This window comes from Lysobacter enzymogenes, assembly GCF_017355525.1.
Taxonomy (GTDB): Bacteria; Pseudomonadota; Gammaproteobacteria; order Xanthomonadales; family Xanthomonadaceae; genus Lysobacter; species Lysobacter enzymogenes_C.
The window spans coordinates 1974427-1991382 of sequence record NZ_CP067395.1; the positions used below are offsets into that span (position 1 = coordinate 1974427).

At 69.4% G+C, this 16956-nt stretch carries 14 protein-coding genes; 8 read left to right on the plus strand and 6 right to left on the minus strand.

The features are described 5' to 3' along the window. Positions 1 to 3 precede the first annotated feature (3 nt). The 3 genes from JHW38_RS08185 to JHW38_RS08195 all read left to right on the plus strand — a co-directional run bounded on the left by JHW38_RS08185 (position 4) and on the right by JHW38_RS08195 (position 2924). On the plus strand, positions 4 to 447 hold the full coding sequence (locus tag JHW38_RS08185) for an ABC transporter permease (protein WP_207525470.1): 444 nt from the start codon (positions 4 to 6) through the stop codon (positions 445 to 447). 178 nt (positions 448 to 625) lie between these two features. Next, on the plus strand, positions 626 to 1489 hold the full coding sequence (locus JHW38_RS08190) for a hypothetical protein (protein ID WP_207525471.1): 864 nt from the start codon (positions 626 to 628) through the stop codon (positions 1487 to 1489). Beyond that, the gene (locus JHW38_RS08195; RefSeq protein WP_207525472.1) at positions 1482 to 2924 is read left to right on the plus strand and encodes a hypothetical protein; all 1443 of its coding nucleotides are present in this window, start codon (positions 1482 to 1484) and stop codon (positions 2922 to 2924) included. Before JHW38_RS08190 ends, JHW38_RS08195 begins: the two co-directional genes overlap by 8 nt. A 9-nt stretch (positions 2925 to 2933) precedes the next feature. Here the strand turns inward: JHW38_RS08195 and JHW38_RS08200 are convergent, their stop codons facing one another. Both JHW38_RS08200 and JHW38_RS08205 read right to left on the minus strand, forming a co-directional pair. Further along, on the minus strand, positions 2934 to 3920 hold the full coding sequence (locus tag JHW38_RS08200; RefSeq protein WP_207525473.1) for an ankyrin repeat domain-containing protein: 987 nt from the start codon (positions 3918 to 3920) through the stop codon (positions 2934 to 2936). A 135-nt stretch (positions 3921 to 4055) separates the two neighbouring features. Continuing rightward, a complete protein-coding gene (locus JHW38_RS08205; protein WP_207525474.1) occupies positions 4056 to 5039 on the minus strand; it encodes an IS1595 family transposase in 984 nt (327 codons plus the stop codon). Between the two features lie 23 nt (positions 5040 to 5062). On the opposite strand from JHW38_RS08205, the gene JHW38_RS08210 reads away from it, so the two are divergent. Then, positions 5063 to 5305, plus strand: a complete 243-nt coding sequence (locus JHW38_RS08210; RefSeq protein WP_207525475.1) for a hypothetical protein — start codon at positions 5063 to 5065, stop codon at positions 5303 to 5305. 321 nt (positions 5306 to 5626) lie between these two features. Here JHW38_RS08210 and JHW38_RS08215 read toward each other — a convergent pair whose 3' ends face one another. The 4 genes from JHW38_RS08215 to JHW38_RS08230 form a co-directional block, all read right to left on the minus strand. Next, entirely contained in the window at positions 5627 to 6976 is a 1350-nt protein-coding gene (locus tag JHW38_RS08215; protein ID WP_207525476.1) for a DEAD/DEAH box helicase, read from the minus strand. 512 nt (positions 6977 to 7488) lie between these two features. After that, positions 7489 to 11061 carry an ABC transporter permease/M1 family aminopeptidase gene (locus tag JHW38_RS08220; protein WP_207525477.1) on the minus strand — a complete coding sequence of 1191 codons (3573 nt, stop codon included), beginning with the start codon at positions 11059 to 11061 and terminating at the stop codon, positions 7489 to 7491. Between the two features lie 10 nt (positions 11062 to 11071). Beyond that, on the minus strand, positions 11072 to 11965 hold the full coding sequence (locus JHW38_RS08225) for an ABC transporter ATP-binding protein (protein ID WP_207525478.1): 894 nt from the start codon (positions 11963 to 11965) through the stop codon (positions 11072 to 11074). Between the two features lie 246 nt (positions 11966 to 12211). After that, complete coding sequence (locus JHW38_RS08230) at positions 12212 to 13156, minus strand: helix-turn-helix domain-containing protein (RefSeq protein ID WP_207525479.1); 945 nt, start codon at positions 13154 to 13156, stop codon at positions 12212 to 12214. Positions 13157 to 13292: 136 nt separating this feature from the next. On the opposite strand from JHW38_RS08230, the gene JHW38_RS08235 reads away from it, so the two are divergent. The 4 genes from JHW38_RS08235 to JHW38_RS08250 all read left to right on the plus strand — a co-directional run bounded on the left by JHW38_RS08235 (position 13293) and on the right by JHW38_RS08250 (position 16712). Continuing rightward, positions 13293 to 14066 (plus strand): SDR family oxidoreductase, encoded by a 774-nt coding sequence (locus JHW38_RS08235; protein ID WP_207525480.1) that lies wholly within the window; start codon positions 13293 to 13295, stop codon positions 14064 to 14066. Positions 14067 to 14392: 326 nt separating this feature from the next. Beyond that, the gene (locus JHW38_RS08240; RefSeq protein ID WP_207525481.1) at positions 14393 to 14665 is read left to right on the plus strand and encodes a hypothetical protein; all 273 of its coding nucleotides are present in this window, start codon (positions 14393 to 14395) and stop codon (positions 14663 to 14665) included. Positions 14666 to 14767: 102 nt separating this feature from the next. After that, positions 14768 to 15961, plus strand: coding sequence for a low temperature requirement protein A (locus JHW38_RS08245; protein ID WP_207525482.1), 1194 nt, complete (start codon positions 14768 to 14770; stop codon positions 15959 to 15961). 10 nt (positions 15962 to 15971) lie between these two features. Beyond that, the gene (locus JHW38_RS08250; RefSeq protein ID WP_207525483.1) at positions 15972 to 16712 is read left to right on the plus strand and encodes a class I SAM-dependent methyltransferase; all 741 of its coding nucleotides are present in this window, start codon (positions 15972 to 15974) and stop codon (positions 16710 to 16712) included. Positions 16713 to 16956: the final 244 nt, after the last annotated feature.

A 16956-nucleotide genomic window follows, 5' to 3' on the forward strand; every position in this document is an offset into this window, starting at 1 on the left:
GCAATGAACGCTTCGTATGCACACCTCGCGCCCGCCACCGTGATCCTCGGTGGCGCCGGCACCCTCGCCCTGACCGCCTCCGGCGAGTTTTCGACCCCCGGGGCCCAGGCGGCCTCGATCCTGGGCGGCCTGGCCCTGCTGGGCCTCCTGGCGCTGCTGTGGTGGGTGAACGTCCGGGCCGCGCGCTACCGGGCCTGGGCCAGCGCCCGCTACCCGGCCCCGGCGCCCCAGAAGGGCGGGTTCTGGCTCGGTGCCGGCCTGGGCTTGGTGGCCGCCTTCGCCCTGCAGGCCCTGGCCCTGGTCGTCGCCAAATCGGGCGTGGGGCCGGAAGGCCTGCGGTTCCTCGCCATGGTCTGGGTCTTCGTGGGCTTCCTCGGCTACGGCGTGTTCCCGCTGCTGTTCGGTTACATCGGCCGGATCCACCGAGCGACCCGGATCCGCTCCTGACCGGTCGCACTGCCCTGCGAGACGCCAGGTACATCCCATGTGCCTGGCGTCCACACATCCTCCGCGGACCTCACGATCTGCGCCCCACGTCGCGTTGTCCGCATGATCGCGTTGACATCAGCCGCCTTGATGCGCAACTGAGGGTTGCGCATCGTTGGCATCGCCTGGCGCCCAGGCAATGGACGCGGCGAAGGAAGGAACCCACGTGACACGCAACGCAGCTGTCCGCGCCCCGGACGGCCTTCAACGCGTCCACCCCCTTGGCGCCTGGTCCCTGCTGACGCTGGCCTTGGCCGGGCTGAGCGCGTGCGCCCGGCCTGCCGCCGACCCGGCCCCGGCCATCCCCAAGGAGAAGCCCGCCATGACGGCCCCCGGTTCCGCCCTTCCCGCCACGCCAGAACAGGCCGGCGACGCCGCCGCCAGTGCATCCGATCGAGCCGCAGGCCAGGCCCCCCAAGCCGCCCCCCGCGTTCCGGCCAGCGTCGCCGCCCGCCCGCTGCCCCAGGGCCCCGCGCTGGAGACCCAGGACCTGCGGGCGCGGGTGCTCAAGCTGGTGGCGGGGCTGAGGACCGCCCACGACACCGAAGCCTCCGCCGTGGCCAAGGCGTTGGACGTCCCATTCGGACCAGATCCGGAGGATCCGAGCCACCACGTGGTGGAAGGGCGCCTGGGAAGCGGAGGGCGCTACTTCATCACGGTGGGATCGGCCGGTCGCGACACGCTGGGCAAGGAGGTGGAGGTCCGCTTCATTCCCGAGGGATGGAAGGGCGATCCGCGCCTGCCTGAAAACGCGTTGCCCACCTGCAGCCTCGATTTCTCCCCCCTCAACGACGACCTCGCCAAGCTGGGGTATTCGGGCGAGCAAAGCCCGCCTTACCTCAAGGAGTTCTGGTCCTACCGGAAGGACTGGCCCGCCAACAACATCACCTTCTACCTGGTCGTGAACCTCTACCGAGCCACCGGTGGCGATCAAGCCAAGGGGCGTCCTTGCGTGCTCTCCATCGAGATCAGCGCCGACGACGCCGAGGTCGACCATGGCTGAGCCTCTGCCCGCGCCACTGCGCACGATGGTCGACGAACTCGCCCGCCAGCCGGGCGTTCCGCCGGGTGCAGCGCGCGACATCGAAGCGGCGATCGCGAGTTCGCCGTATCTCGCCGCCGTGATGGTCGACGCGGCGAACCAGCAAACCCTCAAGCGCATCGGCGTGAGCGCCGAGAAACACGAGGGCGGCCACTACGACAAGGACAGCGGCACCGTCTACCTCAGCGTGGACAGCTTCACCAGCAAGTCGCTCAAAGAGCGGCCCCGCCTGGACATCATCACCAGCACGCTCGGGCACGAAACGGGGCACGCGCTCACCGCCAACGCCCGCACCCTCGAGCTTCAACGGTTTTCCGACGACGTCCGCGCGGCGTTGAACGACGGGGTCGGCAACGCCTCCTACGTCGATTTGACCCGCGAGAGCCAACGCTACCTCGACTTCACCCGCAGAGACGAAGCCTTGGCCGAACTGGTGGGCTTGAACGCCCTCGCCAGCCGTGTTTCGGGTGGTCAGGCCAACCAGTTCAATAGAGACGAGTTTTTGAAGCGTGCGGCCCCCACCACGAGCTGCGTCACGCTGCCCGAAGGCAGCGGCAAAGCGTCGTTGGCCGCGGGCATCAGCCTGCGGGACGACGGCATGCAGCTGACCGGCAACCGCCTCAAAAGCCCGGCCGTCGAGGCCGTGGCGGCCTGCCACTACGACCTGGGTGCCACGCTGGGCCGACACGGGAACTCGAACTACCGCAACTACTACGGGCCCCAGGTGATGGCGACCATCGCGGCCGCCCACGCCGACGCCGCGGTGGGGACCACGCAGGCCGTGCCGGAAGTCCGGCTGGATCTCCATCGCCTCAAGCTCGACCTGGCGCAGGTCGAACGCAACGGGGTCGACCTGAGCACCCCCAGCAACAGCTTTGGGTTCACGGACACCAGCCACGGCAAGCTTGAGTTCAAGACCGTTCGGGACACGGGTTCGGGGATGGACAAGGCCCCCAAGGACACCGCCTTGGAGCCGCCTAGCCGAGCGCCGAGCCAAGCGGACAGCCCCGGCCACCCCGACCACGCCGCGTTCGAGATGTTCCACCGCGCGGCCCAGGCCGACGGCCGCTGGAGCCAGGCCGAAACCCGCAACCTCGCCGCGGCCGGCTTGGCGGCCGTGAAGGCCGATCCGACCGTGGGGGCGAACCTCACCGGGGTCGTGATCGGCAAGGCGGCGGACGGGGGCACGACCCTGATCGGGTATGCCTCCCCGCACGGGCCGGCCGGGCCGCACCACCACCTGGCGATCGACACCGGCAACGCCGCCCAGGTGCCCGCGGAGAAGAGCCTGGACCGGGTCGAGCAGCTCAACCAGCAACAAGCCCAGCAGCAGGCTCAGGCCCAGACCCAGGGCATGGAGGGGCCGTCCCAGGGCGGCCCGAAGATGACCCTCTAGGGGGCGCCTTCAGAGCCGGAGCCGGGCCCTGGGGCGACCTGTACGGACCGCCCCGGCCAACGGCAGGGCGGCGTCCAGGGCCCTCAAGCGGCGTTCGGCCAACAACTCCGAATAAGCGGCTTGGGCGGCGGGGTAACCCCGCAGCGCCTGCGCGATCGGCCTGTTGTCCAGGGGGAACGGGATCCTGAGGTTGGCGCCGGCGCGCGCCAGCGACTTCAGCGTCGCCATGGCGTCGGGCGAGGCGACCTGGACGAAGGCGATCAGGTAGAGCGCTGCGTGCAAGGCGGTGTTGCCGGCCTCGTCCGTGGCGTTGGGGTCGGCGCCCGCGTCCAGCAAGACCCGGCACGCCTCGGCGCGGTGGTTCAGCGCCGCGTGGATCAAGGGGGTCATCCGGTCGTCGTCGCGAGCGTCCACGGGCGCCCCCGCGCGCAGCAACACCCTGCACGTCTCGGGATCGCCCGCCGCGGCCGCGCCGTGCAGCGGTTGCTGGCCCACGAGGTCCCTCGCCGTGACCTCGGCGCCGGCGCGAAGGAGGAGGTCACAGGCGTCCGGCGAGGGGGAGGCCGCCGCCAGGTGGAGGGCCGTCGTCTTGAGGCCGTCCGCGAGCCGGACGTGCGCGCCACGCGCCACCAGCAGCGCGCACACCTTCACCCGACCCAGGGCCGCGGCGCGGTGGAGGGCGGTGGTGCCCGAGGGGTCCACGCTGGGCTCGAGGAAATGGTCGGGGGTGTCGGGCCTGGGCGTCCGGGCGTTCGGATCCGCGCCAGCGTCAAGGAGCAGCCTGGACACCGCCACCCCAGCGCTCTCAGCCGCGAGGTGAAGCGCCGTCCTGCCGTAGGCGCCGCGGCCCAGCACCTGGCGGGCGTCCGCCCCGGCTGCCAGCAGGGTCCTCACCAGATCGGCTTGATCGGCCCTGACAGCGCGGGCCAACGGAGGAAGGGCGTCGTCCTCCTCGGGAACCGCCTGGCTGGACAGGGTGCTGGGACGGGTGCTCATGGCCAAAGTCTAAGTTTTTCTTAGTCGTGGGAGCTAGGTGTACGGAAGGCGCCCCGGGGCACCTCCCACGCGAAGCCGTGTGGAAATCGCGCGCCGGCGGCCGGTCCTCGGTGCACCAGCAACCGACGCCGAGGCTCAGTTGACCGCGCGGGTCAGGAGTTCGGCCGGCGATGGCCGCGTGCTGGTGGAGAGCACGTAGCGGTGCCAGGCGAGGTAGAGCGGCAGGTGCTTGGTCGCCACCCCGTCGAACGGCTGCAGCCAATCCTTGAGGCGCCGGATGTAGTTGTCCGTGGTTTGGATGTGATACAGCGCGCGGGGGCGGCCTTTCGCCGCGATCGCGGCTTTCTTCTTCTGGTTCTTCAGGATCTTGGGGTTGATCACGGGGTGATGCTCGATCCCAAGCCGCTTCGCGATCAGGGGATACATCGCCGCGCCGTCGGTGCACAAGATCGCGTCGCAGCGCAGCAGCGGCGACAACGCCGCGTCGATGGCGGCCGTGTCGCAGTGGGGCATCACCTGCGTGTGTGTGGTCTGTTCGAAGCGCGCCCGCGCCACCAGCACCGGCACCATCCCGGCCGTGCCGCGCGAGCCTTCCGGCTTGAACGACGGCCCGATCTTCTGGCCTTTGTTCGAGGGCTGGATGAACGCCTCGTCCACCTCGACGATCCCGCTCAACAGCGGCGGCGGGGCTTCGGCGAGCGCTTTCAAGAAGCGGTGCCGCCACTTCAGGGCCGTGTTCTTGTTGATGCCCAGCTTGGCGGCGATCTCCCGCACCGAGTGCGGCTTCTTCTCGACCATCAGGCACGCGTTGCCGAAGTGCTTGTCCTTCTTCCTGTAGCCCGCCAGCGGGCTGTTGGTGACGCGCGAGAAGGTCTTCTTGCACCGGCGGCAGAGGAAGCGCTGGTGGCCTTTGCGGCACGTGCCGTGGCGCATGACGGAGCTTCCTTGGCAGTGCGGGCATTCGTTGACGGTTTCGGCGCGCTTTGCCCAAACCATGTCCCCCACGACTTGGCTTTCGCGGTTCTTCAGAGCAGGACGAAGCGCCACGCAATCGTCGGCAGACAAGCCGCCGATCAGCGCCAAGATCGCGTTCAAGTCCTTCTTTGCGCGGGTGGCCATGGCGGCGTTCGTCCAACGGTCCGATGGACGTGCAAATCTACGCATCGAAGCTATACGGACGCTTTATAACCAGCGTTTTTTCGCAAGCACCGGTCAACGCGGCAGCGCGCGTTTACGGGGCGGACGGGTTTGTGTTCGCGTTGGACGCGATGGCCGCGTTTTTCCCGTTATTTCGGCTCGTTTGTTCGTTCAAGATCACACTTTTGTCGCGTGCGGTTGTGGATCCGCCGGTGCAGAAGTCCGGCGTCACGATCGGGGTTTTCTGACACGACGTTGGGGCATCGCGCGATCCCCGCCAAGCGGCCCGCTTGCAATCCTGTGTCCACGGTTCGGGCCATCGCACCTCCGCGGACGGGGCCGGGATGTAGAAGTCCCATCAAAGCGCTCGATAAGTCATCAACGCCCCGCGAGGGGCGTTGATGTTTTGGGCGTCGGGTTTGCCGCTTGGCCCGTGCCGATCGAGTTAATAGCCGTAAATGTTGGGCGACCCGCCCAAACCCCGTACCAACACACAAGTGGGACACGAGGAAAGAAAAGGCCGGCGATGCCGGCCTTTTCTGTTCAACGCGAGATGGAATGCAGCCCAATCAACCCGCGTTGCGATCCCGACGCTGGCCCTGCTGGGCGCCACCGCCGCCGTTGCCGCCGCCGCGGTGCTGCTTCGGACCGGCATGCGCGTGGCGCGGGGCCGGCTTGCCGTGCGGACGGTGAGCCGGCTTGCGCGGCGCGTTGTTGCCGCGGTTGCCGCCGGGACCCGGACGGCGCGCGCCCGGCGCGTCCGAACCCATGCGCAGCGGGCGCGTGGGTTCGAAGCCGGCGACGCTGACCATTTCGATGTCGTCCTTGAGAATGCGCTGGATCTGCCGCAGCAGGCCGGCTTCGTCCGGCGACACCAGCGACAGCGCTTCGCCGCTGGCGCCGTTGCGGCCGGTGCGGCCGATGCGGTGGACGTAGTCCTCGGCCACCATCGGCAGATCGAAGTTGATCACCAGCGGCAGGCTCGGAATGTCCAGGCCGCGCGCGGCGACGTCGGTGGCGACCAGCACCCGGGCCTTGTTCGCCTTGAAATCGCGCAGCGCCTTCTGGCGCTGGGCCTGGCTCTTGTTGCCGTGGATCGCGACCGACTTCAGGCCGGCTTCTTCGAGCTGCTCGGACAGGCGGTTGCAGCCGTGCTTGGTGCGGCCGAACACGATCACCTGGTCGTTCGGGCGCGCGGCCAGGATCTGGATCAGCAGGTCGCGCTTGCGGCCGCCGTCGACCGGGTGCACGCGGTGGCTGATCGCGTCGGCGACGATGTTGTTGGCGGCGATCTGCACCTGCTGCGGATTGCGCATGAACTCCAGCGCCAGTTGCTTGATCTGGGCCTCGAACGTGGCCGAGAACAGCAGGGTCTGGCGCGACGCCGGCAGGCGGCCGAGGATGCGCTTGATCGCCGGCAGGAAGCCCATGTCGAGCATGCGGTCGGCTTCGTCCATGACCAGCACTTCGACCGCGTCGAGCTTGGCGCTGCCGCGCTCGAGGTGGTCGATCAGGCGGCCCGGGGTGGCGACCAGCACGTCGACGCCGCGGCGCAGCGCGTCGAGCTGCGGGCCCATGCCGGCGCCGCCGAAGATCGCGTGGACGTTGATGCGCAGGTACTTGGCGTAGCTGCGCAGGCTGTCGCTGACCTGCAGCGCCAGTTCGCGGGTCGGCGCCAGGATCAGCACGCGCGGCTTGCGCGGGCCGTTGCCGTGGCCCTGGGTGGTGGCCAGACGGTGCAGCAGCGGCAGGCCGAACGCGGCGGTCTTGCCGGTGCCGGTCTGGGCGCCGCCGAGCAGGTCGTGGCCGGCCAGGGCCAGCGGGATCGCTTCGGCCTGGATCGGGGTCGGGGTGTTGTAGTTCTGTTCGGACAGGGCGCGCAGCAACGCGGGCGCCAGGCCCAGGGATTCGAACGTCATAGCTTGGAACTCCAGAAGTTCGCGCCGACGTGCCGGCCGCGCCATCGGCGCGCCGGACCGGAATCGGTCGCGTGATCACTCCAGCGTTCCCTTGAACCGCGCTGCGAGTATCGATTTTTGACGGCGCCGGAAAGCTCCGGGCCGTGTCTGCGCGACGAAAGACGTGCGGGATAAGAAGTCGCGCCGCGGCCTGGAAGGCGTGTGCGGGGCGACGGGCAACCTGGGAAACGTACCCTTGCGGGGAGGCAGCCGTGCGCTGAACGGGGCGGACTCTACGCTAAAACAGTCGCTTACGCCAGTTGCGCGGCGGCCGGCGTCAGCCGGCGCTCATTCCGGCCACGCCGGGACAAGCGCGGCGTGACCCAGCGCGCGCTCTTGGCCGGGCCGCGCCCCGCCGGGGGCGTCCGGCCGGCAAGCCCCGCCCACCAGGGGCCCTGCCTGCGCGGCCGCCCGGCGCTCGAGCCCGCCGGGCATGGGGCGTGGGGCCGGCTCAGGGCCGGCCCCGCGGCCGCTCACAGCTTCTTGCGATTGTCCGTCGGCACCCGGTCGATCAGCTTGTTGTACGGGTCGAAACCGACCTCGTACGGCTTCTGATCGACCACCAGGGCCAGGGTAGACACGCCCTGGCCGATGCGGTGGCGCTGCAGGTACAGGACCTTCTCGTCGTCCTCCTTGCCCGAGGGCCCGCGCGCGAACACCCCGACCTCGACCCAGTCGTCCATCCGCCCCGGGGTCTCGCGGCCCTTGCCGTCGGCGTAGCGCTTGGCCGCCTGCACGGTCAGGGTGACGTCGTACTTGCCGTCGGCGCGCTTCTTCGCCGACGCCTCCAGCACCCGGTTGTCGTAGAAGGCGATCTTCTCGAACAGGTCGGTGATCAGCGCCTGCTGCTCCGGCTTCGCCTCGCGGCGCAGATAGGTCAGCAACTCGGCCGAGGTGGTGTACGGCGGTTGCTGGTAGCCCTTGTCGAGCGCGAACCGCTTGAGCGCGCGGTTGACCGCGTCCTCGCCGAGTTCCTCGCGCAGGCGGTAGAACGCCAGCGAGCCCTTGCGGTAATGGATGTACTGCTGGTTCTCGACCCGGTACAGCGGCAGCTCCTCGATCCGCTCGCCGGCGCGCTCGGACAGGTAGCGGTCGAGTTCGTACTTGAGGAAGCGGCGCATCTTGGCGCGGCCGTATTCCTTCTCCATCACCATCAGCGCCGAGTACTGCGACAGCGATTCCGACAGCATGGTCGCGCCTTGCGAGTTCGCGCCGATGACCTGATGCGCCCACCACTGGTGCGCGACCTCGTGCGCGGTCACGTAGAACACATAGTCGACCATCGACGGATCGCGCAGATCGGCGACGAAGCCGATGGATTCGGAGAACGGGATGGTGTTGGCGAAGCTCTGGGCGAAGCGCTCGTAGCCCGGAAACTCGATGATGCGCACCTGGCGATGCTGGTACGGGGTGAAGTTGGCCTGGAAGTAATCCAGCGATTTCTTGGTCGCCGCGATCATCCGGTCGACGTTGTAGCCGTGCTTGGGATCGTAGTAGACCTCGATCGCGATCCCACCCGGATAAGTGTCGCGCTTGACCTTCCAGCGCGCCGACAGGTACGAGTAGAACGCCAGCATCGGCCGGTCCATCGCATAGTCGAAGCACTTGCGCCCGTCGCGCGAGTATTCGCGCACCAGATAGCCCGGCGACAGCGCGATCTGGTCCGGCGCGGTGCAGATCGAGGTCTTGAAGTCGATCCAGTCCGCGTCGCCGACGATGTAGTTGCGCCGGCGCGCCGACGCGTCCTCGAGCTTGGCCATGCGCGGCACCTCGCCGAGGCCGCGCTTGCGGCGCTCGTTGCGGTCGCGCAGTTCGCGGCCGGCGTCGTAGCCGAAGTGCGGGAACACGCTGGAGTTGAAGAAGCTGCCGTTGCCGACCACCGCATGCTGGCCGGGCTCGTTGCCGAAGCCGCGCTGGGCGAAGGACTGCTGGAAACGCAGCTCGCGGCGCTCGCCCGGCTGCATCGGCGCGTCCAGGCGGTAGATGCGGTAGCCCAGGCGCTGGTCGTCGCTGACCAGCTTCGCGCCGCCGAACTCCAGCGCGCGGATGTCGGCATCGGGGTCGACCGACACATGGAACTCGCGGATCGGCGCGGCATGCGGGTTGACCAGGGTGTAGCGCCCGCTCGCGCTCATGCTCAGGTCTTCCGGACGCAGGTCGACGTGGTTTTCGACCGCGACGATCTTGGGCTGCGGCAGATCCTTGTAGCGGCGGAACAGGCGTTCGTAGCGCGCCTGCTCGTCCATCGCCACGTCCGCCGGCGTGTAGCGGTTGAGCACGTTGGTGTTCCAGAAGATCCACGCGCCGGTCGCGACCCACGCCGTCAGCACCGCGGCCAGCGCCCAGCGCGGACCGCCGCGCGAACGCTCGCGCGCCAGCCGCAGGCGCTCGCGCCAGCCGCCGGGCACGCCGCGCACCCAGAACGCGGCGGCCGCCAGCAACAGCGCGCCGAGGAACAGGCCCCAGTAGAACTGCAGCCACAGCCGCCCGGCCAGGTAGTGGCCGTAGCCGTTCATGTCCGAATACGGCGCGTCCGGCGCGTTGGCGTAGTTGTACAGGTTGTGCTCGAAGTGCAGCATGCTCAGGCCGATCTGCGCGACCACCACCAAGATGGTCAGGCCGTAGCCGATGAAGCGGTTGTTGCACAGCACCTGCAGCACCAACGCCAGCCCGCCCATCAGCACGTACGGGATCGAGGCCAGCAGCAGGCCCTTGAGATACAGCGCCGGTTCCAGTTGGGTGTAGCCCTTGAGCAGTTGCAGCGTCATCGAGGCGAGACCGCCGATGAGCTGGAACGCCAGCACCACCGCGATCAGCGCGGCGAACTTGCTCAGCAGCGGCACCCAGTTCGGCACCGGCATCGCGTCGGTGACCTCCGCCAGCTTGGCGCTGCGTTCCTTGAACACCAAATCGCCGGCGTAGAACATCGCGATCAGCACCAACACCGAACTGTAAGTGCCCTGCAACGCGATCAGCATCAGCGAGGTGGTCGGATACACCTGGGTGCCGTAGAGCTTCTGCAGGCTGCTGGCGCCGAAGACGAAGTTCAGCGCGGCGAAGGCCAGCAGGATCAGGAACGGGACGCTCTTGAACACGCCGACGGCGTCGAGCCGCACGCTGCGCCAGAACTGCGCGCGCGCGGTCGCCGCACCGAACGCGGGGCGCACCGCCGCGACCCGCGCCGCGCGCGCCGCCGGCGCGGCCGCGGCCGGCGCGGACTTGCGCCGCAACCAGCCGCGCCCGGTGCCGGTGCGCTGCGGCTTGAACAAGGCGAACGCCGCGGCGGTCATGGCGATGCCGACGCTGAGCCACAGCACGCGGTTGGCGAGCAGATAACCGGTCAGCTCGGGCAGGCGGCCGTTGAGTTCCGGCGCGGTCCAGTAGCGGGTCACCCGCGCGAACGCGGTGCGGCCGAACGGATCGATCAGCGCCGCCACCAGTTCGTTGTCGAGATCGCTGGTCAGGGTGCGCGCCAGGCCTTGCAGCATCAGGAAGGCGATCACGCCGAGGTACACGATCAGCAGGCTGCGCCCGGTCACGGCCAGCAACGCCAGCAGCGCGCCGATGAACACCAGGTTCGGCAGCACCAGCACGGCGAAGCTCCACACGTACGGATACAGCGAGAACGGCCCCAAGCGCTCCGGATCGATCCACGGCATCGCCGGCGCGAGCAGCAAGCCCAGCGCGACCATCGCGTAGACCAGCAGGCAGGCGACCATCGCGCCGGCGAAGCGGCCGACCAGGAAGTCGCGCTTGCGCATCGGGCTGGAGAAGAACAGGTCGGCCGTGCCCATCTCGAAATCGCGCAGCAGCGCGTTGGACACGAACGCGGCGATCGCCAGCAGGCTGAGCACGCTCATCGCCCCGAACAGGGTCGCGATGGTGGTCGGCGCGTTGCGGTTGACGTTGCCGACGCCGCCGCCGATCTGCACCGCATCGCTGCTGAGGGCGGCGAACGCGAGCAGGCCGAGCAGCGCCGACAGCACCCACAACAGCGGCGAACGCAGTTGCTGGCGCAGTTCGAAGCGGAAGAATTCGTAGATCATCGCCGGCTCCTTACGCCGCGGCCCGGGCCTGCTGGCGCAGGTTCTGGAAGTACACGTCTTCCAGGCCCGGCTCGACCCGCTCGAAGCCCGGCTCCGGCGCGTCGGCGCTGAACACGTGGATCACCGGCTGGCCGCCGACCAGGCGCGTGGACAGCACGGTGAAGCGGGTTTCGTAGCTGGCGAGTTCGGCCTTGGCCACCTGCCGGCGCCACACCTGCCCGGCCAGCGCGGCGATCGCCGCGTTCGGCTCGCCGCTGAGCAGCACCCGCCCTTTGTTGACGATGGCCATGCGCGGGCACAGGTCGGTGACGTCCTCGACGATATGGGTCGACAGGATCACCGCGACGTTCTCGCCGATCTCGGCCAGCAGGTTGAGGAAGCGGTTGCGTTCTTCCGGATCCAGGCCGGCGGTGGGCTCGTCGACGATCACCAGGCGCGGATCGCCGAGCAGCGCTTGGGCGATGCCGAAGCGCTGGCGCATGCCGCCGGAGAAGCCGCCGAGCTTTTGCTTGCGCACGTTCCACAGGTTGACCTGATGCAGCAGCCCTTCGACCGTCTCGCGCCGCTGCTTGCGCTCGCTCAGGCCCTTGAGCACGGCGAAGTGATCGAGCAGGTCGAGCGCGCTGACCTTGGGATAGACGCCGAAATCCTGCGGCAGATACCCCAGCAGCCGGCGCACCGCGTCCTTGTCGCGCAGCACGTCGATCGTGCGGCCGTCGGTTTCCAGCACGGCGCTGCCGCCGTCGGCTTCCTGCAACGTCGCCAGGGTGCGCATCAGCGAGGACTTGCCGGCGCCGTTCGGGCCGAGCAGGCCGAACATGCCGCGCGGAATGTCCAGGTCGATGCCGTCCAGGGCGCGCACCCCGTTGGCGTAGGTCTTGGTGAGGTCGCGAACGGTCAGCATCGTGGTCTCCGGGAAGGTCCGCCCGCGCGCGGATCCGGCGCGGCGGCGTGGCCACGATGCTATCGGCAGAACGCCGCCGCCCAATGAGCAATTGGGGGGGATGACCGATGGCAGGGAGCGCGCCGCGGCTGTCCGCTGCGGCGCGATTTTTCCGATGCGCGGCGGTCCCGGCGCGGGGCGGCGCGAGCGGCCCGAGCGTCGGCCCCCGCTCGCGCAGCGCGCGGCCGGCGCCGGAACGCCCGCCGCTCAGTCGCGCGAACGGAACTCTTTCGGGGTCAGCCCATAGCGCTTCTTGAACACCGCCGACAGATGGCTGTGGCTGGAAAACCCGTTCTCCAGCGCGATCGTGGCGATGTCGTCGGCGCTGCCGCGCAGGCGCCGGCAGACCCGCAGCAGGCGCTGCGCCAGCACGTACTGGATCGGGGTCAGGCCGAACGCGCGGCGGAACGCGATCAGCAGCTGGTGGGTGCTCAGGCCGCTGAGCCGGGCCAGTTCGTCCAGGGTGATGCGGCGGTCCAGGTGCGCCTGGATGTAGTCCTCCACGCGCCGGCGCGCAGGCTCGCTCAGGCGCGCCTCGGCCGGCGCCGCGGGCGCGGCCGCGCCGTCGCCGTGCTCGCGCAGCAGGTGCAGGTACAGGGCCTGGCCCAGCGATTGGCGCAGCATCGCGGCGAGGTCGTCGCCGGCCTCGCTGAGGTGGGCCAGGCGCGCGGCCAGGCCGTGCACGAACGGGTCGCGGTGCTTCATCCGCGCCGCCAGCCCCGCCTGCGCGGCGGGCGCGAACGCGGCGAAGCCGGCCGGGTCGATGCTGAGTTCGGCATAGGCGATCTCGCCGCCCAGCGCGCGCCCAACGTAGCGGCGCCCGGCCGGAATCAGCCACCAGTCGCCCGCGGCCGGCGCGGCGCGCAAGCGGCCGGCGCCTTCGATGCGGGTTTCCAGCCTGCGCATCGGGCCGTCGAGGTGGACGATCAGGGTGTGCTGCGCCTGCTCCAGCGTCCATTGCGTGGGCAAGGCGATGTTCTCGGTGGCGAACGCGAACTGCAGGCCCGGGCCGAGTTCGAGCTGATGCCGGCGTTCGATCCGGCGCGCCCCCGACCAGCCGCGCGCGGCCGCGGCGCCGAGCGCCGCCGCGCCGTTGAGTTCGGCGCGCTCGGCCTCGCCGTCGCGCGGAGAAATTGACAGTGCGTCGGACATGTTGAAAGCGGTCGGGGCCTGCGCCGATGTAAACATGACCCCGCTCACAAATGCGTCAAGGCCGCGTGTTTCCGACCGGCGCTGCGCCGGTTCAGCCGCGCGGCCGCGCCTCCCCCACCCCAGCAGGAGCTTTCCCATGCCCGACCGTTCCCTCCAAGGCAAGCACGTCGTCGTCGGCGGCGGCGCCAAGAACCTCGGCGGCCTGATCTCGCGCGAACTCGCCGCCGGCGGCGCCGCCGGCATCGCCGTGCACTACAACTCCGACGCCACCCGCGCCGCGGCCGAGGCGACCGTCGCCGCGGTCCAGGCCGCCGGCGCCGACGCGTTCGCGCACCAGGGCGACCTGACCCGGCCGGCCGAAGTGACCCGGCTGTTCGACGCGGCCAAGGCGAAGTTCGGCAAGCTCGACATCGCCATCAACACCACCGGCATGGTCATCAAGAAGCCGCTGGTGGAGGTGACCGAGGCCGAGTACGACACTATGTTCGCGGTCAATTCCAAGGCCGCGTTCTTCTTCATCCAGGAAGCCGGCAAAAAGCTCGCCGACGACGGCAACATCTGCACCATCGTCAGCTCGCTGCTGGCCGCGTACACGCCGTTCTACGCGGTGTATCCGGGCAGCAAGGCGCCGATCGAACACTTCACCCGCGCCGCGTCGAAGGAATTCGGCGAACGCGGCATCTCGGTCAACGCGGTCGGCCCGGGGCCGATGGATACGCCGTTCTTCTATCCGGCCGAATCCAAGGAATCGGCGGCCTATCACGCCACCGCGGCGGCCTTGAGCGGCCGCACCAAGAGCGGGCTGACCGAGATCCAGGACATCGCGCCGCTGGTGAAATTTCTGGTGACCGACGGCTGGTGGATTACCGGACAGACGATTTTCGCCAACGGCGGCTATACGACGCGTTGAGGCGAAGTTGCGCGCGCAGACGCGCGGGCGGATAGCTGCGAGCTTGCACGGTCGGACGAAGGCGGACGCTTGCGCTCCGCCTTCGTCGTGTGGCCCGGCGAGCGTGCGAGACCGACCGCGTGCACGCCGCATGCACGCGCGGGACCGAAAGATGCGCCGAAGGATCGGGGGATGTCCGCGGATCGGGGCGAATCGCGAGGGCACGGTAAACGACTGGCGCGCGGTCGGCGTGTGGGTTCCGGCCAACGGCATTCGGCGCCGCGCATGCCCCGCACCGCACCGCAACGACGCATCGACTACAACGCATTCAAGCAAGGGGAACCCGCATGCACACCGTCCTCATCATCCTCGGCGGCTTCGTCCTGCTCGCGCTGTGCCTGCTCGCCGGCCGCAGCTTCGGCGGGCCCGGCGCGGCGCCGCTGATCCTGGCGATCAAGGTGTTTCTGCCGCTGTGGCTGGTCGGCGCGGGCATCAACATGTACATCGGCGTCGCCCAGGCCGGCTATTCCGTGGCCGAGGAGTTTCCGATCTTCCTGGGGATTTACGCGGTTCCGGCCGCGGTCGCCGGGTTGCTGTGGTGGCGGCTGGCCAAAGGCTGATGCGGCGCGGCCGCGCCGATCGAGTCTGAAGGCCCGCCACAACCGCGCTAACCTGTTTGCGCATCCGCATCCGCACCCACACCCGCCGACGCCCGCATCGCCATGACCTCATCCCGCCCCACCCTGCTGCGCCTGCGCGAAGGCCAAACCAAGGTCGGCTTCGCCGAGCTGTTCTTCGACCTGGTGTTCGTGTTCGCCGTCACCCAGCTCTCGCACACCCTGCTCGAACACCTCGACCTCGCCGGCGCGTTGCGCACCGGCCTGCTGTTCCTCGGGGTGTGGTTCATGTGGGTCACCACGTCCTGGGTCACCAACTGGCTGGATCCGGAAAAAGTGCCGGTGCGGCTCATGATCTTCGCGCTGATGCTCGGCGGCCTGCTGCTGTCGTCGTCGCTGCCGTCGGCGTTCGCCGAACACGGCCTGGCCTACGGCGCCACCTTCGCCGCGATCCAGGTCGGACGCACGCTGTTCATGCTGTGGGCGCTGCGCGGCGGCCGCAGCCCAGGCAATTTCCGCAACTTCGCCCGCATCCTGGTGTGGTTTTCGCTGTCCGGCGCGTTCTGGCTGCTCGGCGGACTGGCCGAGCCGCAGGCGCGGCTGTGGTGGTGGCTGGCCGCGGTCGCGATCGAATACGCCGGCCCGGTCGCGTTCTTCCGCGTGCCCGGACTCGGCCGCTCGTCGTTGACCGACTGGGACATCGATGGCGCCCACCTGTCCGAGCGTTGCGGCCTGTTCGTCATCATCGCGCTCGGCGAATCGATCCTGGTCACCGGCGCCACCTACGCCAAGCTCGACTGGAACCCGGCCACCGTGGCGGCGTTCGCGGTCTCGTTCCTCGGCAGCGTGGCGATGTGGTGGATCTACTTCGACAGCGGCGCGGCGCGCGGCGAACACCGCATCGTCCACGGCAACGACTCGGCGCGGCAGGCGCGGCTGGCCTACACCTATCTGCACCTGCTGATCGTCGCCGGCATCATCGTCTGCGCGGTCGCCGACGAACTGGTGCTGATGCACCCGGCCCACGCCGACGCCGCCGGCGTCGCCGCGATCGTCGGCGGCCCGGCGCTGTACCTGCTGGGCTGCGCGATGTTCAAGTGGGTGACCAACACCCGCGCGCTGCCGCCGTTGTCGCATCTGGCCGGGCTGGCGATGCTGGCCGCGCTGTGGTTCGCCGCCGCGCCGCTGCATCTGTCGGCGCTGGCGCTGGGCGCGGCGACCACGACGGTCTTCATCGTCGTCGCCGGCTGGGAAACCGCCGCGCTGCGCCGCGAAGCCCGCGCCGCGCCGGCGCACTGAAGCGCACGGCATGGCCCAGAACATCTACGACGACGAGGCGTTCTTCGCCGGCTACGCGCAATTGCCGCGCTCGCAGCGCGGCCTCGCCGGCGCGCCGGAGTGGCCGGCCTTGCAGGCCTTGTTGCCGCCGCTGCCCGGCGCGCGCGTGGCCGACCTGGGTTGCGGCTACGGCTGGTTCTGCCGCTGGGCGGCCGAACAAGGCGCCGCGCGCGTGCTCGGTTTCGACGTCTCGCACAAGATGCTCGAACGCGCCGATGCGCACCCGCGCGACAACCCGGCCTACGAGCGGGTTTTCTATCGGCACGCCGATCTGGAAACCCTGCGGCTGCCGTCGCTGTCGTTCGAACTGGTCTACAGCTCGCTGACCCTGCACTACCTCGACGACCTCGCCGGCTTGATCGGCAACGTCCGCGCCGCGCTCGTGCCCGACGGCCGCTTCGTGTTCTCGATCGAGCATCCGGTCTTCATGGCGCCGTCGTCGCCGCGCTGGTCGCAAGGGCCGGACGGCCGTCGCTGCTGGCCGCTCAACGACTACCAACGCGAAGGCGAACGCATCACCGACTGGCTCGCGCCCGGCGTGCGCAAGCTCCATCGCACCTTGGGCAGCTTGCTGAACCTGTTGATCGATGCGGAGTTGAGCATCGCCCGGGTGATCGAATGGGGGCCGACGCCGCAGCAAATCGAACGGCAACCCGAACTGGAAGAAGAACTCGAGCGGCCGATGCTGTTGTTGGTGTCGGCGCAGCGCTGATTCTTCGTGCGGCCTTCGTTTCGTGCCGCTGCGATCCGAGAGGCGAGCTTCGGGACCGAGAACCTCCCGCAGTGCGTCGAAACATCGCAACCGCGCGCGGTCTTCGCGATGTGAAGGCCGAAAATCCGCGGTTTGCTACACTTGCCCGGCTCCGCATCTCGCACCGGATCCCTGCATCCGCTTGCGCCGCCACCGTCGCGGCCATGGCACGCGACGCGGAGCGCCTCCGTCGGTTCCTTATCGC